Annotated in this window: 17 protein-coding genes and 3 pseudogenes; 8 read left to right on the plus strand and 12 right to left on the minus strand. The window is 62.7% G+C overall.

The annotated features are described in order from the left end of the window. Positions 1–90: 90 nt before the first annotated feature. Both ACZ5KU_RS24995 and ACZ5KU_RS25000 read right to left on the minus strand, forming a co-directional pair. Positions 91–912, minus strand: coding sequence for a phosphate/phosphite/phosphonate ABC transporter substrate-binding protein (locus tag ACZ5KU_RS24995; RefSeq protein WP_054057545.1), 822 nt, complete (start codon positions 910–912; stop codon positions 91–93). A 9-nt stretch (positions 913–921) separates the two neighbouring features. Then, positions 922–1,863: a fatty acid desaturase gene (locus ACZ5KU_RS25000; RefSeq protein ID WP_054057546.1), complete on the minus strand. Its 942-nt coding sequence runs from the start codon at positions 1,861–1,863 to the stop codon at positions 922–924. Between the two features lie 173 nt (positions 1,864–2,036). On the opposite strand from ACZ5KU_RS25000, the gene ACZ5KU_RS25005 reads away from it, so the two are divergent. Together ACZ5KU_RS25005 and ACZ5KU_RS25010 are read left to right on the plus strand one after the other, a co-directional pair. Then, a complete protein-coding gene (locus ACZ5KU_RS25005; RefSeq protein WP_054057547.1) occupies positions 2,037–2,474 on the plus strand; it encodes a GNAT family N-acetyltransferase in 438 nt (145 codons plus the stop codon). 58 nt (positions 2,475–2,532) lie between these two features. After that, positions 2,533–3,368 (plus strand): annotated as a pseudogene (locus tag ACZ5KU_RS25010) (class I SAM-dependent methyltransferase). A 15-nt stretch (positions 3,369–3,383) separates the two neighbouring features. On the opposite strand, the gene def reads toward ACZ5KU_RS25010, so the two are convergent. From def to ACZ5KU_RS25025, 3 genes are all read right to left on the minus strand, one after another. After that, entirely contained in the window at positions 3,384–3,923 is a 540-nt protein-coding gene (def, locus tag ACZ5KU_RS25015; RefSeq protein WP_054061614.1) for a peptide deformylase, read from the minus strand. Then, on the minus strand, positions 3,920–4,870 hold the full coding sequence (locus tag ACZ5KU_RS25020) for a YihY/virulence factor BrkB family protein (protein WP_054057550.1): 951 nt from the start codon (positions 4,868–4,870) through the stop codon (positions 3,920–3,922). The genes def and ACZ5KU_RS25020 overlap by 4 nt, the downstream gene beginning before the upstream one ends. Positions 4,871–5,045: 175 nt before the next feature. Further along, the gene (locus ACZ5KU_RS25025; RefSeq protein ID WP_054057551.1) at positions 5,046–5,237 is read right to left on the minus strand and encodes a CsbD family protein; all 192 of its coding nucleotides are present in this window, start codon (positions 5,235–5,237) and stop codon (positions 5,046–5,048) included. A gap of 198 nt (positions 5,238–5,435) precedes the next feature. On the opposite strand from ACZ5KU_RS25025, the gene ACZ5KU_RS25030 reads away from it, so the two are divergent. Then, positions 5,436–5,813, plus strand: a complete 378-nt coding sequence (locus tag ACZ5KU_RS25030; RefSeq protein WP_054057552.1) for a hypothetical protein — start codon at positions 5,436–5,438, stop codon at positions 5,811–5,813. A 62-nt stretch (positions 5,814–5,875) separates the two neighbouring features. Here ACZ5KU_RS25030 and fadD1 read toward each other — a convergent pair whose 3' ends face one another. Both fadD1 and fadD2 read right to left on the minus strand, forming a co-directional pair. Continuing rightward, on the minus strand, positions 5,876–7,573 hold the full coding sequence (gene fadD1 / locus ACZ5KU_RS25035; RefSeq protein ID WP_054057553.1) for a long-chain-fatty-acid--CoA ligase FadD1: 1,698 nt from the start codon (positions 7,571–7,573) through the stop codon (positions 5,876–5,878). Between the two features lie 545 nt (positions 7,574–8,118). Next, positions 8,119–9,806: pseudogene (gene fadD2 / locus ACZ5KU_RS25040) on the minus strand (long-chain-fatty-acid--CoA ligase FadD2). A 239-nt stretch (positions 9,807–10,045) separates the two neighbouring features. Between fadD2 and ACZ5KU_RS25045 the strand changes: the two are divergent. Both ACZ5KU_RS25045 and ACZ5KU_RS25050 read left to right on the plus strand, forming a co-directional pair. Continuing rightward, positions 10,046–10,990 (plus strand): alpha/beta hydrolase, encoded by a 945-nt coding sequence (locus tag ACZ5KU_RS25045; protein WP_054061616.1) that lies wholly within the window; start codon positions 10,046–10,048, stop codon positions 10,988–10,990. A gap of 60 nt (positions 10,991–11,050) precedes the next feature. Further along, positions 11,051–11,527, plus strand: a complete 477-nt coding sequence (locus ACZ5KU_RS25050) for a MaoC family dehydratase (protein ID WP_017905299.1) — start codon at positions 11,051–11,053, stop codon at positions 11,525–11,527. 115 nt (positions 11,528–11,642) lie between these two features. Here the strand turns inward: ACZ5KU_RS25050 and ACZ5KU_RS25055 are convergent, their stop codons facing one another. Further along, on the minus strand, positions 11,643–12,107 hold the full coding sequence (locus ACZ5KU_RS25055; RefSeq protein ID WP_054057556.1) for a PA2169 family four-helix-bundle protein: 465 nt from the start codon (positions 12,105–12,107) through the stop codon (positions 11,643–11,645). A gap of 204 nt (positions 12,108–12,311) precedes the next feature. On the opposite strand from ACZ5KU_RS25055, the gene ACZ5KU_RS25060 reads away from it, so the two are divergent. Continuing rightward, on the plus strand, positions 12,312–12,548 hold the full coding sequence (locus ACZ5KU_RS25060; RefSeq protein WP_054057557.1) for a DUF3820 family protein: 237 nt from the start codon (positions 12,312–12,314) through the stop codon (positions 12,546–12,548). Between the two features lie 27 nt (positions 12,549–12,575). Further along, positions 12,576–13,760 carry an aminotransferase class V-fold PLP-dependent enzyme gene (locus ACZ5KU_RS25065; RefSeq protein ID WP_464736422.1) on the plus strand — a complete coding sequence of 395 codons (1,185 nt, stop codon included), beginning with the start codon at positions 12,576–12,578 and terminating at the stop codon, positions 13,758–13,760. Between the two features lie 193 nt (positions 13,761–13,953). Here ACZ5KU_RS25065 and ACZ5KU_RS25070 read toward each other — a convergent pair whose 3' ends face one another. Genes ACZ5KU_RS25070 through zwf form a run of 3 tightly spaced genes read right to left on the minus strand, consistent with a single transcriptional unit; the run spans position 13,954 to position 16,806 of the window. Further along, positions 13,954–14,619, minus strand: coding sequence for a bifunctional 4-hydroxy-2-oxoglutarate aldolase/2-dehydro-3-deoxy-phosphogluconate aldolase (locus tag ACZ5KU_RS25070; RefSeq protein WP_054057559.1), 666 nt, complete (start codon positions 14,617–14,619; stop codon positions 13,954–13,956). A gap of 17 nt (positions 14,620–14,636) precedes the next feature. Next, positions 14,637–15,350 carry a 6-phosphogluconolactonase gene (gene pgl, locus ACZ5KU_RS25075; protein WP_273820285.1) on the minus strand — a complete coding sequence of 238 codons (714 nt, stop codon included), beginning with the start codon at positions 15,348–15,350 and terminating at the stop codon, positions 14,637–14,639. Beyond that, positions 15,337–16,806: a glucose-6-phosphate dehydrogenase gene (gene zwf / locus ACZ5KU_RS25080; protein ID WP_054057561.1), complete on the minus strand. Its 1,470-nt coding sequence runs from the start codon at positions 16,804–16,806 to the stop codon at positions 15,337–15,339. Before zwf ends, pgl begins: the two co-directional genes overlap by 14 nt. 211 nt (positions 16,807–17,017) lie before the next feature. Here zwf and ACZ5KU_RS25085 point away from each other — a divergent pair, with 211 nt between their 5' ends. Then, on the plus strand, positions 17,018–17,878 hold the full coding sequence (locus ACZ5KU_RS25085; RefSeq protein WP_192842675.1) for a MurR/RpiR family transcriptional regulator: 861 nt from the start codon (positions 17,018–17,020) through the stop codon (positions 17,876–17,878). Here ACZ5KU_RS25085 and ACZ5KU_RS25090 read toward each other — a convergent pair. Further along, a pseudogene (locus ACZ5KU_RS25090) lies at positions 17,851–18,743 on the minus strand (D-hexose-6-phosphate mutarotase). The gene ACZ5KU_RS25085 and the pseudogene ACZ5KU_RS25090 overlap by 28 nt on opposite strands. Positions 18,744–18,805 lie beyond the last annotated feature (62 nt).

Below are 18,805 nucleotides of genomic sequence, written 5' to 3' on the forward strand. Positions count from 1 at the left end.
CCAACCCTGCTTATTCTTTAATAATACTTAAAAAGTATTTTTATATAACAAAACTAACAAACGCCCCCTGATGGAAGCAGGCGCTCCGGTTCATCCGCGAACGCTCACACAGCCCTGCTCGGGAAGGTCCAGGCGAAACCCCGAACGCTCAGCTTCATCGCGATAGTCGAGCAACACCTGGTAGTCCGCCTCGCAGGCCGGCAACACTTCGCGCAACCCCAGCACCTCGCCAACCTCGGGCAGTTCCCGCAACGCCTGGTTCATCGCTTCGCGAATCCGCGCCACCTCCCCCTCTGCCAACCCCGCCACGCCGATGTACGGCAGGCAGGGACTCAACGCACTGCGCGCCACCACCCGCAAGCCGGCGACCTCCTGCGGGGCGAAGCGGGCCAGATAGGCGAAGGTCACGCTGTCCACCGCGGCCAGGTCAGCCAGGTCTTCCCGCAGCCAGCGCAGGCTTTCGCGGTGGGCGCCGCTGCGCCCGACACTGGCGAAGAAGCGCCCATCCCTGTGCAGCGCCGCCAGGCTATGGCGCAACAGGTTCATGCCGCTGTTGGAGCCATCGTCATTGATCACCCCACGGCTGCCGAAAAACTCCGCCAACGCCGAGCGCGGATTGTCCGCACGAGCCAGCAGGAGGCTGCAATGCTGACCGTCGGCCGCATCCGGCAACCGGTAATGCGGGCGCCCGACGACACTCACCTGGCCGCGTAGCCGGGTCATCAGCGGGTAACCGCAGGTCTGGGTCAGCAGCAGGTCCGGTGCCAGCCACAGCGCCATGAGGTCCAAACCGCCAGCCGGGCGGCGACTCGCCCCGAGCTTGTCGAGAATGCGCCCGAGCCATTGTTCGTTGGCCTGTTGCACGGCCTCCGGAGCCACGTACATCAGCAGTTCGGCGTAACCAGCGGTCATGGGGCCTCCTCAGGCGAACGGATGTTGCGGGCTGTCGATGGCTTTCAGCCCATGCTGGCGCAGCAGTTCGCCATAGCCTTTCACCAGAAAGCCACCGCTGCGCGCCAGCCACTGTTCGCGCCGGGCCCGGTAGACCCGCGGCAGGAAATACCAGGGCAGCCCGGGCAGATCATGGTGCAGCAGGTGCAGGTTGTTGTGCAGGAACAGCCAGCTCCAGGGCCAGCCGGCCTCGTTGATCACCGTGCGCTGCTCGGGAGCGGCATGGGGCCGATGTTCATAGTAGGAACGCACCATCGCCAGCGACAATGCCGGGATGCTGATCAGCAGCAGGTATTGCCAGGCCGCAATGATGCTGTAGCGGACGACGAAGGCCAGCATCAGCAGCGTCAGCAGGCCATGGGTCGACCACATCAGCCAGGCCTTGCGCTCGCCCCGGCACAAGCGCCGGCCCTCTTCGCGCAGCAGGTCGAACAGGGCCAGCGGGGCGCCGATCAGCAGCCGACCAAGGACCGTCTTGTTCAGCCGGAACAGGCTCCGCTCGAACAGCGAGCAGCGTTGCCAGTCCTGCTGGCGCAGGTAACGGCTCTCCGGGTCGATACCCGGCAGGGTCAGGTCTTCATCGCGATGGTGGAGCAGGTGGCTGTCGCGGTAGAGGGTGTAGGGATACCAGACGGCAAACGGCGCGTAGCCCAGCAGCTTGTTCAACCAGTCCAGACGGGTCGGATGGCCGTGCAGCAATTCATGCTGCAGCGACAGCCAGAGCGTAACCAGGACAATCAGCAAGGCAGTGCTCGGCCACAGGCCCAACCGGGCACTGCCGAGTACGACGGCGAACCAGCCGCCGTAGACAAGCGCCAGCAGCAACCAGGTCGGCCATTCGCTACGGCCGGTGAAGGAGCGCGTCAGGGAGAGAATTTCTTCGCGGTGAACGGGGTCGAGGTAGTTGGGCATCGATCGGCTTCGCATGGGACAGGCCGAAGGACACACTTCGGCTTCATCTGCTGATGTGCGACGAGCCGGCAAAATCTTGCAGATCGATTGGTTATCAGCTTAGAACCCGAAGTGACCGGGACATGTCCGCCCCTGCCCCTATAATCGGCTTTCCGCCTCAACCGACAAGCCCCATGCCAAACCTCGACTACGCCCTACTATCCCCCTCGCTGCGCCCCCTGCTCGACAAGTTCTACCGGGCCCATGGTTCCTCCATGCGCGCCAACGGCGAAGGGCAACTGTGGGTGGCCCGCGACGGTGGAATCATCGCCGGGCTTTCGCTGACCGCAGTCGCCGACGGTTTCTGGCTGACCGGCCTGTTCGTCGACCCACAACGGCGCGGCCAGGGCATCGCCGGGCAACTGGTCGCCCATGCCCTGGCCACACTCACCGGCCGCACCTGGCTGTTCTGCCATCCGGACCTGCGCGACTTCTACGGGAAACTCGGTTTCAGCCCCACCCGCCAACTGCCCCAGGCCCTCGCCGACCGACTGGCCCGCTACTCGCGCAGCAAGCCGCTGATTGCCCTGGGTATAGAACCATCGGTTAGCTCGACTGCGGAAAATGTGTGATCAGCCGCCGGTAACCCCGTGATAGCCTCGGTTTCCACCCGTTCCTGACAGGATGATCATGAACCGTACCCTCGTGGCCTTATCCCTCACCGCCCTGCTCGCTCCCGCTCTCGGCCAGGCGGCAAGCACCGACACGACCATCACCGATGCCCAATATGCCAAGGTCCTGGCGGGCAGCTGGCGTGCGCCGGAAAACAGCGTGCGCGATGTCTATCGCCATCCCCGCCAGACCTTGCAGTTCTTTGGTCTGCAGGCCAACCAGACGGTGATCGAAATCACCCCCGGCGGCGGCTGGTACAGCGAAGTGCTCGCGCCGCTGCTGCGCGGCCAGGGCCAGTACATCGCCGCCGTGCAGGCGCCGTCGAGCAGCGAATACGCCAGACGCTCGGCCGACAGCCTGAAGCAGAAGTTCGCCAGGGATCCGAGCCAATACGTGCGGGCCAGCCTCGTCGAGTTCGATCCCCAGGCGCCGGTGCTCGGCAAGCCGAACTCGGCCGACCGGGTACTGACCTTCCGCAACGTGCACAACTGGGTCATGGCCGATGACGCGCCGGCGATGTTCTCGGCCTTCTTCCAGGTGCTCAAGCCGGGTGGCGTGCTGGGGTGGTGGACCATCGCGCGAAGGATGGCGCGGATCTGGAAAGCATCAAGCGCAGCGGCTACCTGCCCACCGCCTACGTGGTGAAACTGGCGAGCGATGCCGGGTTCGTGCTGGATGGGCAAAGCGAGATCAACGCCAACCCCAGGGACACCAAGGATTATCCCGACGGTGTCTGGACCCTGCCTCCTACCCTACGCCTGGGTGAACAGGACAAGGCCAGATACCAGGCCATCGGTGAATCGGACCGCCTGACCCTGCGCTTCGTCAAACCGGACAAGGTGGCGGCCCGCTAGTGGCCGGTCAGCCACTCAATCGTCGGCAGCCGGGTCGAGCTCGGGGAACAGCACCTGGGTAAACCCGAACTTGCTGAAGTCGGTGATCCGCGACGGATACAGGCGGCCGATCAGGTGATCGCACTCGTGCTGCACCACCCGCGCATGAAAGCCCTCGGCGACCCGCACCAGCGGCTCGCCCTTGGGGGTGAAGCCTTCGTAGCGGATACGCCGGTAACGGTCCACCGCGCCGCGCAGGCCCGGCACCGACAGGCAGCCTTCCCAGCCTTCTTCCACTTCCGGCCCCAGCGGGGTGATCAGCGGATTGATCAGGATCGTCTGCGGCACCGCCTCGGCGTCCGGGTAACGCTCGCTGTGCTCGAAACCGAAGATCACCAGTTGCAGGTCGACCCCGATCTGCGGCGCGGCCAGGCCGACTCCGCCGACGTGCTCCATGGTCTGGAACATGTCGTCGATCAGTTGCCACAGCTCGGCGCTGTCGAACATTTCCGGGGGAACCGGCGGCGCTACACGCAACAGGCGCGGATCGCCCATTTTCAGGATTTCACGGATCATGATCGGCTTTCGTCAGTAGTCGGTTTGGGGGAGTGCTCATGCACGTGGCCGAGCACCGTCGTCCGATCGGCCTGTTCATGAAAATCCTTCTCGCCGGGATTCTTGCCTTCGGCCGACATGTGCTCGATCACCGCATTCATTTCCGCCCCCAACAGCAACACTGCCGCCGAGATGTAGAAGTACAGCAGCAACACGATGATCGCACCGATACTGCCATACATCGCGTTGTAGTCGGCAAAGGTTTTCACGTAGTAGCCGAAGCCCAGCGAGGCGATGATCCATACCACCACCGCCAGTACCGAGCCGGGGGTGATGAACACGAACTTCTGCTTCACGTCCGGCATCACGTAGTACATCAACGCCACGGCGAACATCAGCAGCAGCACGATCACCGGCCAGCGCAGGACGGTCCAGAGGGTCACGACGAACTCCTCCATGCCGATCTGCCCGGCCAGCCAGCTCATCACCTGCGGCCCGAGGACCATCAGCGCGGCGGCCGCCAGCAACATGCCGGCGATGCCCACGGTATAGAAGACCGACAACGGCAGGCGCTTCCAGATCGGCCGGCCTTCGTTCACGTCGTAGGCGGCATTCATCGCGCTCATCATCAACCGTACACCTGCCGAGGCGGTCCACAGGGCGATGACGATACCCACCGACAACAGGCCCCCCTTGGATTGCTGCAACTGGTCGATCACCGGGTTGACCTGGTCCAGCGCCTGGGGCGGCAACACCAGTTCCGATTGCATGCGCAACCAGCTGAAGAAGTCCGGCAGGTGCAGGAAACCGATCAGGGCGATCAGGAACAGCAGGAAGGGGAACAGCGAAAACAGCATCTGATAGGCCAGTGCCGAAGCATAGGTCGACATCTCGTCGTCGACGAACTCCTGGACCGTGCGTATCAGCACGCGATGCAGGGGCAGACCACGCAAGTCCGGAAAAATCATAGCGTCTCCTTTCGCCGCAATCACGGAGTCAGTCAGCAGGCGACTCAAGGGCGGTTTTTCACTCACGGTAGCGCAGTTGGCAAGCGGTAAACAATTTCCGGATTTGACACCAGCCTGCCGGAACAGCAGAACGGCCATCCTGGGATGGCCGCTCGGTCACTCATCGGTCAGGACTTCAGGCCCGGTCGATGCCCTTCTTGATCGTTTCCTTGACGTTGCCCTTGGCCTTCTGGGCCTGGCCCTTCAACTCCTGGGCCTTGCCTTCGGCCCGCAGCCGATCATTGTCGGTGGCCTTGCCGATGCCTTGCTTGACGTTACCAACCGCTTCGTTCGCTGTGCCTTTGATCTTATCGCCAGTGCTGCTCATGATATTTCTCCATGGGGAAATGCGGGGTATCAGTGTCGCTACACAAGGTTGACCGAGGATTTCGCCAGGAGTTTCATTTTTTTTCGTCGGTTCTTTCATCAGAGCAGTCAGGTTTACCTTTATGTTTGTCCGCCAACCCCCGAGAATAGGCGGCAGATTCAGGCTCCGGCGCTGAAGATCGATAACGGTAGGAAAGTGATGAAACTCGATAAAAAGCAGGCTATTGCCCGCAGGAACCAGGAACTGGGCGGTGCGGTGTTGGGCACGAACAATTGCCACTTCACCGAACTGAGCCGCAACCGGAACATCTGGTGGTTCGACATCCCGCTGGGGCGCCTGGCTATCGGCCAGTACGAATGGGTGCATCTGCTGCTGCACACGCCCAGCACCGACCAGTTGCTGCACCTGAAGGTACCGACAGTGTTCCTGCGCGAGAAGCTTGAAGGCCTGGTGGTGCGCAATGCCGGCAAGCGCAAGCCGACCGTGAGCCTGGAACTGAGCGCGGACAAGGACGCCTTCCTCCAGGACGTGCGGCCGAACGGTACCGGCGTGAGTTTTGCGCAGTTCCAGCAGTAAACCAACCGCTGCAAACGACAAAGCCCCGCAATGCGGGGCTTTGTATTTTTTTGGCCTGGGCCTCAGGCGGTCTTCTTCAGACCGAGCTTCTTCAGTTCCTCGTCACGCAGTTCGCGGCGCAGTATCTTGCCGACGTTGGTGGTCGGCAGGGCATCGCGGAACTCGACGAACCTGGGCACCTTGTAGCCGGTGACATTGGCGCGCATGTGCTCCATCACCTGGTCCTTGGTCAGGGTCACGCCCGGCTTGGCGACGATGAAGATCTTGATCACTTCGCCCGATTTCTCGTCCGGCACGCCGATGGCCGCGCATTGCAGCACGCCCGGCAGGGTCGCCAGCACGTCTTCCAGCTCGTTCGGATAGACGTTGAAGCCCGACACCAGGATCATGTCCTTCTTGCGGTCGACGATCCGCATGTAGCCATCCGGCTGGATGATCGCGATGTCGCCGGTCTTCAGCCAGCCTTCGCTGTCGAGGATCTCGTCGGTGGCATCCTGGCGCTGCCAGTAGCCCTTCATCACCTGCGGGCCCTTGATGCACAGCTCCCCGACCTCACCCAGCGGCAGCTCGACGCCGGCGTCGTCGACCACCTTGCACAGGGTCGACGGCATCGGGATGCCGATGGTGCCCTGCTGGATCTTCTGGCTCGGGTTCACCGAGGCCACCGGGCTGGTCTCGGTCATGCCGTAGCCTTCGCAGATGGAGCAGCCGGTCACCGCCTTCCAACGCTCGGACGCCGCCAGTTGCAACGCCATGCCACCGGACAGGGTGACCTTGAGCGCGGAGAAGTCCAGCTTGCGGAACGCCTCGTTGTTGCACAGCGAAACGAACAGGGTGTTGAGGCCGACAAAGGCGCTGAACTTCCACTTCGACAGTTCCTTGACCATCGCCGGCAGGTCGCGCGGGTTGGTGATCAGGATGTTGTGGTTGCCCAGCAGCATCACCGCCATGCAGTGAAAGGTGAAGGCGTAGATGTGATACAGCGGCAACGGCGTGATGACGATCTCGCAGCCTTCCTTGAGCTCCGAACCCATCAGCGCCCTGCACTGCAGCATGTTCGAGACCAGGTTGCGGTGGGTCAGCATCGCTCCCTTGGCCACGCCGGTGGTACCACCGGTGTACTGCAACACGGCCACGTCGCTGCTCGCCGGGTTAGCTTCCTTGACCGGCTGGCCCAGGCCCTTGCTCAGCACGTCGTTGAACCTGACAGCCTTGGGCAGGTGATAGGCCGGCACCATCTTCTTCACGTACTTGACGACGCTGTTGATCAGCAGACGCTTGAGCGGCGGCAGCATGTCGGCCACTTCGGTAATGATCACATGCCGTACGCCGGTCTTGGGCACCACCGCCTCGGCCAGGTGCGCCATGTTTGCCAGGCACACCAGGGCCTTGGCGCCGGAGTCGTTGAACTGGTGTTCCATTTCCCGCGCGGTGTACAGCGGGTTGGTGTTGACCACGATCAGGCCGGCGCGAATGGCACCGAATACGGCGATCGGGTATTGCAGCAGGTTCGGCAACTGCAGGGCGATGCGGTCGCCCGGCTGCAGGTCCGTGTGCTGTTGCAGGTAGGCGGCAAAAGCCCCGGACAGCTCGTACAGCTCGCCATAGGTGAGCGTCTTGCCGAGGTTGCTAAAGGCCGGCTTGCTGGCGAATCGTTGGCAAGACTGTTTCAATACCGTCTGAACATTCGGGTACTCATCGGGATTGATTTCGGCAGCAATCCCCGCTGGGTACTTATCCTTCCAAAAGTCTTCGATCATGGAAGCCCACTCCTCAGCAACGCGAATTCAGCACCGCATTTGATGCGATTATTATTTGTCTATGTTTGTTATTGAGTGATCTGGCTTTAGGCTATGTACGAAATCGTTTGAAACTTGGTTATGCTGCGTTAAAAACCGGCTCGGAATACTCATTGACAACCAGTCAAGTCGGGCGCGACCCCGGGCGTTCCTCGCCGCTTTTTGCATTGCCTAACCTGCGTTTCAAGCAATTTCGTACACAGCCTAACCTACGCCGAGAAGTCACAAAGCGCGCCGAGAGTAGCAGCTTTGCCGAGGGTCGACTAGAGCCAAACATGGCCCCTACAGTCATAAACATGACTCAAGAATACCAATCAGTCATTTTAGAGCAAAAATTCTATTCTTCTGATTTTCCGCTCTAGAGCGGGGTTTTCAGGAGCAAAAAAGCTTCGCGGGCAAGCCACGCTCCTACAGTTCAATGTCGTACGTTCCATTGATGGATGACACTGAACTGTAGGAGCAGGGCTTGCCCGCGAATGGGCCCGCAAGACCGCCGCTGTTTCCCGCTAGGCGATATCGCGCAACTCCCGCCGCAGAATCTTGCCCACCGGCGTCATCGGCAACGAATCACGCAGCACGATGTGCTTGGGTACCTTGTAGCCGGTGAAGTTCTCCTTGCAGTAGGCCTTGAGCTCCTCGACGCTGACCCCGGCCTCCCGCGCCACCACGAACAGCTTCACCGCCTCGCCGGAACGCTCGTCCGGTACGCCGATCACCGCGCAGTTGGCGACTTTCGGGTGAGCCATCACCACGTCCTCGATTTCATTGGGGTACACGTTGAAACCGGAGACAATGATCATGTCCTTCTTGCGGTCGACGATGCGGACAAACCCATCCGGGTCGATCACCGCAATATCGCCGGTCTTGAACCAGCCCTCGTCATCGAGCACCTCGGCCGTCGCCTGTGGCTGCTGCCAGTAACCCTTCATCACCTGCGGCCCTTGATGCACAGCTCGCCAGGCTGCCCCAGCGGTTGCTCGACACCGTTGTCATCGATGACCTTCAGCGCCGTGCCCGGCAGCGGCAGGCCGACCGTGCCCAGGCGGCCAAGCTCGCCATAGGGGTTGGTGCAGGCCACCGGTGAGGTTTCGGTGAGCCCGTAGCCCTCGGTGATGCGGCAGCCCGTGGCCTTCTGCCAACGCTCGGCAGTGGCCTTGACCAGTGCGGTGCCGCCGGAATTGGTGAGCTTGAGTGCGGAGAAATCCAGGTTCTTGAACTCCGGATGCTCCATCAGCGCGACGAACAGTGTGTTGAGCCCCAGCAATGCGGAAAATCGCCACTTCTTCAGCTCCTTGACGAAGCCGCCGATGTCCCGCGGATTGCCGATCAGCACGTTGTGGTTGCCGGTGACCATCATGCACATGCAGTTCGCGGTGAAGGCATAGATGTGGTACAGCGGCAGCGGCGCAATGATCACCTCCTGGCCTTCCTTGAGCAGCGGATGGCCGTCGGTGCCCGTCTGGGACATGCAGGCCCGCGCCTGCTGCATGTTCGCCACCAGGTTGCCGTGGGTGAGCATCGCGCCCTTGGCCAGGCCCGTGGTGCCGCCGGTGTACTGCAACACCGCGATATCGTCGAGGCCGACCTGCAGCGGCCGGATGCTCTGGCCGCGGCCCATGTGCAAGGCGCTCTTGAACGAGATGGCCTGGGGCAACTGGTAGGGCGGCACCAGCTTCTTGACCTTGTCGACCACCAGGTTGGTCAGCCAGCCCTTGGCCGGCGACATCAGGTCGCCCATCTTCGCCTCGATGAGGAACTCGATGCCGGTATCGGGCAGCACTTCCTGGACCCGCGCACCGAACAGGTTCAGGTAGACCAGTGCACGGGCACCGGAGTCCTTGAACTGGTGGCGCATCTCGCGCACGGTGTACAGCGGATTGGTATTGACCACGATCAGCCCGGCGCGCATGGCGCCGAACACGGCGATCGGGTAATGCAGGACGTTGGGCAACTGGACCGCGATGCGGTCGCCCGGACGCAAGTCGGTGTTGGCTTGCAGGTAACCGGCAAAGGCCGCGCTGTAGCGCTCCAGCTCGGCGTAGGTGAGGGTCACGCCCAGGCTGCTGAAGGCCGGGCGATCGGCGAATTTCTTGCAGGAACGCTCGAAAACCTCGACCACCGACCTGAAGGCCCCCACGTCGATGTCCAGGGGTACGCCGGCCGGGCGTTTGTCATTCCAGAAATCAGGTTGCATTGTTCTTGTCCTCTTGCCTGAGCCTATCCGGAGTCGCTTCGCCAAAGCGAAAAAGCGCTGCTTAGCGGACGGTAGCAGCAATGGGGAATCAGGCAAATATGCCGGACACACTCATTAACATCATGAATCTTGCCGCCAATGTGCAGCTTGGTCTGCTTCCTGACCGAGGATGCGCTATACAATGGGGCGACTGTGTATTCCATCACCTGCCCCGTTTCGTCCCGTGCAAAGGAACCGCCATGATCCATGACACTTTCTGGCTGAGCGTGAGTGACCACAGCCGCCTCTACGTCAATCGTTGGCTGCCCCAGGGCGAGCCCGTGGCGCTGGTGATGCTGTCCCATGGCATGGCCGAGCACAGCGGGCGTTATGCACGCCTGGCCCAAGCGCTGTGCGAGGCCGGGTATGGCCTGTATGCCCCCGACCAGCGCGGGCATGGCAAAACCGCCGAACAGGGCGTGCTCGGACACTACGCCGACCGGGATGGCTGGAGTACCGTGGTCAGTGACCTGGCCAGCCTCAACCAGCGCATCGGCGAAGAGTATCCGGGCAAGCCGATCATCCTGCTCGGCCACAGCATGGGCAGCTATATTGCCCAGGCCTACCTGCTGCACCACAGCGCCAGCCTGCAGGGGGCGATCCTCAGCGGCTCGAACTTCCAGCCCGTGGCGCTCTATCGCGCCGCCCGCGCCATCGCCCGTTTCGAACGCTGGCGCCAGGGACCGACCGGCCGCAGCGCATTGATCGACTGGCTGTCGTTCGGCTCCTTCAACAAGGCCTTCAAGCCCAATCGCACGGCCTTCGACTGGCTCAGCCGCGACCCGGAGGAGGTCGACAAGTACGTCGCCGACCCGCTCTGTGGCTTCCGTTGCACCAACCAGATGTGGATCGACATGCTGGGTGGCCTGCAGCAGATCAGCAAGGCCAGCAACCTGGCGCAGATCGATCCCGGCCTGCCCTTGCTGGTGATCGGCGGCGAACATGACCCGGTGAGCGAAGGCAGGCGCCTGAAGGATCTTGCCGATGCATTGCGCAATGCAGGTAGCCAGAACCTGCAATTGAGCGTCTACCCACAGGCGCGGCATGAACTGTTCAATGAAACCAACCGCGACGAAGTGACCGCCGACGTGCTGCAGTGGCTGGAACAGACCCTGGCGCATCGTCGGCCGGGGCATGCCGAATAATTTCCAACGTTTAAAATCAATGGTTTGATTTTAAGAATCTCTTCACAGGACAGGTATCAGATGACCCAGGTGACCAACACGCCTTACGAGGCACTCGAAGTCGGCCAGACCGCCAGCTACAGCAAGACCGTGGAAGAACGTGATATCCAGCTGTTCGCCGCGATGTCCGGCGACCACAACCCGGTGCATCTGGACGCCGAGTTCGCCGCCGCCAGCATGTTCAAGGAGCGCATCGCCCACGGCATGTTCAGCGGCGCGCTGATCAGCGCGGCGGTCGCCTGCGAACTGCCCGGGCCGGGCACCATCTACCTGGGCCAGCAGATGAGCTTCCAGAAGCCGGTGAAAATCGGCGACACCCTGACCGTACGCCTGGAAATCCTCGAGAAGCTGCCGAAGTTCCGCGTGCGTATCGCCACCCGTGTGTTCAACCAGCGCGATGAGCTGGTGGTGGACGGGGAGGCGGAGATCCTGGCGCCGCGTAAACAGCAGACCGTAACCCTGACCAGCCCGCCACCGATCACCATCGGCGGCGTCTGACCGGCCCCTTCGCGGGCAGCCCGCGAATACCAGGGTCGGCCGACAGCGCTTCAACGTTACCGGGAACCCATGAAAAAACGCCGGCTGAGCCGGCGTTTTTCATTCAGGCAGACACTCAGCTCGCGCGAGCGATGTTGCGCAGCGCCTTGACCTGGTCATGGTTGCGCAACACGCCCTGGTACTGGCGATCGACCAGATCACGCAGCCCCAGCATGTTGTGCTTGACCAGCTTCTCCAGCGCCTCGCGATAGGCCTTCTTGGCATGGTCCTCACCGCGCTCGGCCTCGTTGAGCACCGCTTCCTCACCCTTGCCGGTGAACAGCGCCTTCACATCGACCCAGCGCCGGTGCAGGTCACCGGAAAGGCTGGTGGTGGTTTCCGGGTCGCCGCCCAGCTTGCGCACTTCAGCCTGCAACTCTGCCGCCGCGGCGGCACATTCGCTGGAGCGTTTGACGAACAGCGCCTTCAGTTCAGGGTGCTTGATATCCTCGGCACAGGTCTTGAAGCCTTCCTGGCCATCCTTGCTGACCTCGATCAGGTGGTTGAGGATCGAAATGGCTTCTTTGTTCACGTCGGTCATGACTCAATTCCTTCTGGTGGTGGTAGTTGAGTCGTATATTGCAGAGCGCATGCCAGCCTTGAAGCTGGATTTTTACCTTTTATTTTCAATAACTTACGAATATCCGAAAAATCTGTATCACTGCTATTTGCATGATCTGTCAATTGGCCTGCATGCAGAATGCCGGTATTTTTCCCGTTGCTTGAACACCTGAGGCAAGCCCGCATGAACCCTGAAAAACTCGAACTGCTGGTCACGCGCGAGATGCCCTTCGGCAAGTACAAGGGACGCATCCTCGCCGACCTGCCCGGCCCCTATCTGAACTGGTTCGCCCGTGAAGGCTTTCCCCACGGCGAACTCGGGGGCCTGCTGGCGCTGATGCACGAGATCGACCACAACGGCCTCGGCGACCTGCTCGACCCGCTGCGCGCCAAACACGGCAAGCCCAAGCCCCGTCACTGAAACCCGCCCCCGAAGGAAAGTGCACGCATGCCAAGGAATCAAGACAACGCCCGCGACGAACACTTCTGGCAGGCAGTGGCCCGGCGCTACGACGTCGAGCCGGGCCCGATCAACCTGGAGAACGGCTACTTCGGCCGCATGACCCGCCGGGTGGTCGAGGAGTACCAGCGCAATATCGACTTCATCAACCGCAGTAACTCGGTGCATGTCCGCCAGCATTTCGACAGGACCGGGGGCGCGGCGATTCGCGCCGAGCTGGCCGAGCTCATGGGCGTCAGCGAACAGGCGATCACCTTCAGCCAGAACGCCACCGATTCCCTGCAGGTGCTGATCCGTAACTACAACCGCCTGCAGCCAGGCGACCAGGTGCTGTACAGCGACCTGGAATACGAGACGGTCAAGGGCGCGCTGAACTGGCTGGAGCGCCATCGTGGCGTGCAGGTGGTCCGTATCGGGCACACGCATCCGGCCAGCTACGACAGCCTGCTCGCGAGCTATCGCGAGGCGTTCGCCCGCTACCCGCGCCTGAAGCTGATGGCGCTGACCCATGTCACCCACCGCACCGGGCTGGTGATGCCGGTCAAGGCCATCGTCGACGCGGCCACCGAGCATGGGGTCGATGTGATTCTCGACGGCGCCCATGCCCTGGGGCAGCTCGACTTCGACCTGCAGGAACTGGGTGTGGCGTTCGCCGGCTTCAACCTGCAGAAATGGATCGGCGCGCCACTGAGCCTGGGGGTGCTCTACATCGCCCCCGAGCGCCTGGGCGACATCGACCCGGACATGGGCGAAACGCACTTCCCCATCACCGACGTACGCTCGCGCACGCCCCACAGCACAGCGAACATTCCGGCACTGATGACCCTGCCGACGGTGCTCGCCGAGCATCGGGAAATCGGCGGCGCCGCGGCCAAGGGTGCGCGCCTGGCCTACCTGCGCGACCTGTGGGTGAGCGAGGCACGCCAGCTGCCCGGCATCGAGGTGCTGACCCCGGACGATCCGCGGCTGTATGGCGCGATCACCTCGCTGCGCTTCACCCGCCAGGCGAACCAGCAGGTGATGGTCGAGCGGTTGCTCAAGGAATACAACCTGTTCACCGTGATGCGCAGCGGGTCGGCTTGCGGGCCCTGTATCCGGATTACTCCGGGCTTTACCACTTCGCCGCAGGAGATGGGTCAGTTGATCAGGGCGCTGGCCGAACTGAGTGGCTGACCTGGGGTCGGTGTGAAGCCCGTTCGCGGATGAGTCCAGCGCCCACCGGCGTACACCCGACACCGGGTTGGCCACTGGGAGCCGGACTCATCCGCGAACAGCCCCGCCACTTTCCCAAGGCAAAAAAAAACGGTGCGCCGACCAAGCGCACCGTAAAGCCGTAGAACACACAACGAATTCGGTAAGAGGTGAATCAGTCCAGCAGCGCCAGGGCCTGGGCCGTGCATTCCTGGATGCGGCCCCAGTCACCGTTCTTGATCCACTCCGGATCGAGCATCCAGCTGCCGCCGACGCACATGACGTTTTTCAGCGCCATGTAGCTCTTGATGTTGCCCGGACCGACACCGCCGGTCGGGCAGAATTTCACTTCGCCAAACGGCCCGCCCAGGGCCTTGATCGCTGCCACGCCACCGCTGACTTCCGCCGGGAACAGCTTGAAGCGGCGATAGCCCAGGGCGTAGCCCTCCATGATCCCCGAGGCGCTGCTGATGCCCGGCAACAGCGGGATCGGGCTGTCGACGCCAGCCTCCAGCAGATCACGGGTAATGCCCGGCGTGACGATGAACTGCGAACCCGCCGCCTCGGCTGCCGCCAGCATCTGGCGATCGAGCACGGTACCGGCACCGGTCACCAGTTCCGGGCGCTGCTCCCGCAGGATCTCGATGGCCTTGAGGCCGAACTGCGAGCGCAGGGTCACTTCCAGGGCGGTCAGGCCACCAGCGGCCAGGGCATCGGCCAGTGGCAGCACGTCCGCCACGCGGTTGATGGTGATGACCGGCAGGATCCGCGCACGGGTGCACAACTGATCGATCAGGGCGACCTTGTCTGCCATGGAGACGGTCGGGGCATTTTTTGTCATAGCGGCTGATCCTTGGCTCATGGGCACCAGTAAATCTCTAGGGGGGGTTGCAGAAACGCACGAACCGGCATGGCGGCGAGGTCATCGCCGGCCAGGGCGGCATTCAGGGTGGTCAGTTTCGACTGACCGGAAATCGCCAATACGGTAAAGGTCGCCGAAGCCAGCAAGGCCCGGCTCATGCTCAGCCGCTGATGCGGCACGGTCGGTGCCAGCATCGGCCAGACCCGCCGGCTGCCGTCCACCTGCAAGGCGGCCTGCAGGTTCGGGCTGTCCGGGAACAGCGACGCGGTGTGGCCGTCATCGCCCATGCCGAGCACCAGCACGTCGATGTCCGGCAGTTCGGCGAGGAACTGGTCGGCCTGCTGCGCCGCTTCGTCGAGGTTGGCCGCGGCGTTGTACAGGCCGATGAAGCGCGCCTTGGCCGCCGCACCCTGCAGCAGATAACGCTTGAGCAGCCCGGCATTGCTGTCGGCGTGCTCGACCGGTACCCAGCGCTCGTCCGCCAGGCTGATCACCACCTTGCTCCAGTCCAGATCCTGTTTGGCCAGGTGCTGGAAAAACGCCACCGGGCTGCGCCCGCCGGAAACCACCAGGGTTGCCACGCCACGGGCGGCAATCGCCGTACGCAATTGTTGCGCCACGGCCAGGGCCTGGCCTTCGGCCAACAGCACCGGCGTGCGGAACTCGTGCCCGACCACGCCCTTGGGCAGTTTCAGTTCAGATATCGCCATACCACGACCTCCCATCCCGCGTGATCAGTGCAATGGAACTCATCGGTCCCCAGGACCCGGCGGCGTAGGGCTTGGGCGCATCGCCGGATTTTTTCCAGCCGGCGATCAACTGGTCGCACCACTTCCACGCGGCCTCGATTTCGTCCTTGCGGACAAACAGGTTCTGGTTGCCGTGCATCACTTCCAGCAGCAGACGTTCGTAGGCATCCGGAATCCGCGCACTGTGATAGGTGTCGGAGAAATTCAGTTGCAGCGGCCCGCTGCGCAGTTGCATGCCCTTGTCCAGGCCCTGGTCCTTGGTCATCACCCGCAGGGAAATGCCTTCGTCCGGCTGCAGGCGGATGATCAGCTTGTTGCTGATCTGCAGGCGCTGCTCGGGTGCGAAGATGTAGTGCGACGGTTCCTTGAAGTGGATGACGATCTGCGACAGCTTCTGCGGCATGCGCTTGCCGGTCCGCAGGTAGAACGGCACGCCGGCCCAGCGCCAGTTGCGGATGTCGGCGCGCAGGGCGACGAAGGTTTCGGTGTCGCTCTGGGTGTTGGAATTCTCTTCTTCCAGGTAGCCCGGCACGGAGCGGCCTTCGCTGTGCCCGGCGATGTACTGGCCACGCACCACCTGGGTGGTCAGCCCTTCCGGGCTGATCGGCGCCAGGGCCTTGAGCACCTTGACCTTCTCGTCGCGGATACTGTCGGCGGACAGGTCGGCCGGCGGGTCCATGGCGATCAGGCACAGCAGCTGCAGCAGGTGGTTCTGGATCATGTCGCGCAGTTGCCCGGCCTTGTCGAAGTAGCCCCAGCGGCCTTCGATCCCGACCTTCTCGGCCACGGTGATTTCCACGTGGGAAATGTAGTTCTGGTTCCACTGGGTCTCGAACAGGCTGTTGGCGAAACGCAGGGCGATCAGGTTCTGCACCGTCTCCTTGCCCAGGTAGTGGTCGATGCGATAGGTGCGGTTCTCCGGGAAGAACTGCGCAACCGCGTCGTTGACCTTGCGCGACGACTCCAGGTCCGAGCCGATCGGCTTCTCCAGCACCACCCGGGTGTTGTCGGCCAGGCCGACCTTCGCCAGGTTCTCGCAGATCGCGCCATACACCGCGGCCGGCGTGGCGAAATAGGCGATCAGCTGTTCGTTGCGCCCGACGGTATCGGCCAGGGCCACATAGTCGTCGGGCTTGAGGAAGTCCACATGCAGGTAGCTCAGGCGGCCGAGGAAACGCTCGACAACCGCCTCATCGATCTCCTTCGCCTCGACGAACTCGCGCAGCTCGCTGGCGATGGTCGCCAGGTGCTCGTCGACGCTGCCCGGCTCACGGGCCAGGGCGAGAATGCGCGTGTCCTCATGCAGCAGGCCGGCGCCATCCAGGTGGTACAAGGCAGGAAACAGCTTGCGCAGCGCGAGGTCGCCCAGGGCGCCGAACAAGGCAAAGGTGCACGGTTCAACCGTTATCGAAGGCATGATGTTTGTTCTTTTATCAAGTTAAACGATAAATACCTTTTTTCGAGGCATCACTCAAGGAAAAAATGTAGTAATAACCACAACATTTCTTCAAAATCACGATTGCGAGTGGTGGTCCACAAGCGCCATCAGTAGGATAGGCCACCGCCGAGAACTGCCAAAACGCGTTCTCCCATGCATTGCAGAACCAAGGAACACCAACATGGACCGCGTGCGAAATCTGCTGGAACAGATCCAGAATCGCCTCGAAGACCTGAACAAGGCCGAGCGCAAGGTCGCCGAAGTCATCCTGCTCAACCCGCAGCAGGCGACCCGCTACAGCATCGCCGCCCTTGCCCAGGCGGCATCGGTCAGCGAACCGACGGTCAACCGTTTCTGTCGTTCGTTCGACGTCAGCGGCTACCCGGAACTCAAGCTGCAACTGGCGCAGAGCCTGGCCAGCGGCGCGGCCTATGTCAGCCGGGCGGTGGAAGCCGACGACAATTCCGAGGCCTACACGCAGAAGATCTTCGCCAGCGCCATCGCCTCCCTCGACAGCGTCAGCAAGGTGCTCGACCCCGAGCAGGTCAACCGGGCCGTCGACCTGTTGACCCAGGCCCGGCAGATCCACTTCTTCGGCCTCGGCGCTTCGGCACCGGTGGCCATGGACGCCCTGCACAAGTTCTTCCGTTTCAACATTGCGGTCACGGCCCACGCCGACGTACTGATGCAACGCATGATCGCTTCGGTGGCCCATACCGGCGAACTGTTCGTGATCATCTCCTACACCGGCCGCACCCGGGAACTGGTGGAAGTGGCACGCATCGCCCGGGCCAACGGCGCCTCGGTCCTGGGGCTGACCGCTGCCGGCTCGCCCCTGGCCAAGGCCAGCACCCTGAGCCTGAACATCCCGTTGCCGGAGGACACCGACATCTACATGCCGATGACTTCGCGGATCGTCCAGTTGACCGTGCTCGACGTGCTGGCCACCGGCATGACCCTGCGCCGCGGCGTGGACTTCCAGCCACACCTGCGCAAGATCAAGGAAAGCCTCAACGCCAGCCGTTACCCGGTGGGCGACGAGTACGACTGACGATGTGAACCGACAGCCTGCGCGCGTGCCTGCAGGCTCAGGTGCGCCTGCTCCCCCGGGGCCAGGCACAGGCTGTCGGTGCCGCCACCGGCGGCTTCGACACAGACGAAGCCCATCACCTCGTTCCAGCTCACCCCGAGCAACGGCCGCGGCCCCGGGTGCCAGACCACGGTATCGCCGCTCTCCCCGGTATCGATGCACAACTCACGCTGCCAGGCATGGTCCTTGAGGTGCAATTCGCCCTCGTGCTGGAACACCCGCTGACAGCCACCCTCGACCCGCAACTCGCCGCGCTGCCGGCAGACCTGGCGACTCAGATGGTCGTATCCCTCGGCGCCATCGAGCCCAGACAGCGCTACCTCACCCACGTCGCCAATACGCCAATAGGCGTGCAAGGCATGACTCAACTGGCAAGGTTCGCTGTCCTGGTGCTCGGTGCTCAGGCGCAGCTCCATGCTTTCGCCAAGGCGCGCCTGCAGATCCACCTGCCAGTCGCACAGTTGCAGGCGCCAGTGCAGGCTGACCCCTGTTCGTCGGAACTGCTCTCCAGCAACTTCCAGTCGATCAGCCGCGCCCAGCCATGGGACGGCCAGGCATTTTCGCTCGGATGGCGGCCATACCACGGCCAGCACACCGGCACCCCGCCGCGAATCGCCCCGACCTGCGGCCACTTCGCCGCACACCACAACCAGGGCTTTTGCCCGCGCGGCTGGAAGTGCAGCAACTGCGCCCCCTGGCGACTGAACACCGCCTGGCACAGCGGATGGTCGATCACCAGCACTTCACGCTGTTGGAAGCGCTCCCACTGGAACACCGGCTGTTCGCGCCGGGATTTGAAGAAACGTTGTAGCGGTTGCTCGTGCATGTGCCGCGAATCCTGGAATCTCTATCGTCGTGAAGCCAACGCGTCCTGATGCGCAAAAAAAA

This window comes from Pseudomonas sp. Tof1 (genome assembly GCF_055390395.1).

Excerpts from the sequence above, each read along its gene's own strand:
- ACZ5KU_RS25070 (WP_054057559.1), bottom strand. The coding sequence starts at position 14,619 with ATGACAAAAAATGCCCCGACCGTCTCCATGGCAGACAAGGTCGCCCTG.
- ACZ5KU_RS25020 (WP_054057550.1), bottom strand. The coding sequence starts at position 4,870 with ATGATTTTTCCGGACTTGCGTGGTCTGCCCCTGCATCGCGTGCTGATA.
- def (WP_054061614.1), bottom strand. The coding sequence starts at position 3,923 with ATGATCCGTGAAATCCTGAAAATGGGCGATCCGCGCCTGTTGCGTGTA.
- fadD1 (WP_054057553.1), bottom strand. The coding sequence starts at position 7,573 with ATGATCGAAGACTTTTGGAAGGATAAGTACCCAGCGGGGATTGCTGCC.
- pgl (WP_273820285.1), bottom strand. The coding sequence starts at position 15,350 with ATGGCGATATCTGAACTGAAACTGCCCAAGGGCGTGGTCGGGCACGAG.
- ACZ5KU_RS25045 (WP_054061616.1), top strand. The coding sequence starts at position 10,046 with ATGATCCATGACACTTTCTGGCTGAGCGTGAGTGACCACAGCCGCCTC.
- ACZ5KU_RS25005 (WP_054057547.1), top strand. The coding sequence starts at position 2,037 with ATGCCAAACCTCGACTACGCCCTACTATCCCCCTCGCTGCGCCCCCTG.
- ACZ5KU_RS25055 (WP_054057556.1), bottom strand. The coding sequence starts at position 12,107 with ATGACCGACGTGAACAAAGAAGCCATTTCGATCCTCAACCACCTGATC.
- ACZ5KU_RS25000 (WP_054057546.1), bottom strand. The coding sequence starts at position 1,863 with ATGCCCAACTACCTCGACCCCGTTCACCGCGAAGAAATTCTCTCCCTG.
- ACZ5KU_RS25060 (WP_054057557.1), top strand. The coding sequence starts at position 12,312 with ATGAACCCTGAAAAACTCGAACTGCTGGTCACGCGCGAGATGCCCTTC.
- zwf (WP_054057561.1), bottom strand. The coding sequence starts at position 16,806 with ATGCCTTCGATAACGGTTGAACCGTGCACCTTTGCCTTGTTCGGCGCC.
- ACZ5KU_RS25065 (WP_464736422.1), top strand. The coding sequence starts at position 12,576 with ATGCCAAGGAATCAAGACAACGCCCGCGACGAACACTTCTGGCAGGCA.
- ACZ5KU_RS25030 (WP_054057552.1), top strand. The coding sequence starts at position 5,436 with ATGAAACTCGATAAAAAGCAGGCTATTGCCCGCAGGAACCAGGAACTG.
- ACZ5KU_RS25025 (WP_054057551.1), bottom strand. The coding sequence starts at position 5,237 with ATGAGCAGCACTGGCGATAAGATCAAAGGCACAGCGAACGAAGCGGTT.
- ACZ5KU_RS25050 (WP_017905299.1), top strand. The coding sequence starts at position 11,051 with ATGACCCAGGTGACCAACACGCCTTACGAGGCACTCGAAGTCGGCCAG.
- ACZ5KU_RS24995 (WP_054057545.1), bottom strand. The coding sequence starts at position 912 with ATGACCGCTGGTTACGCCGAACTGCTGATGTACGTGGCTCCGGAGGCC.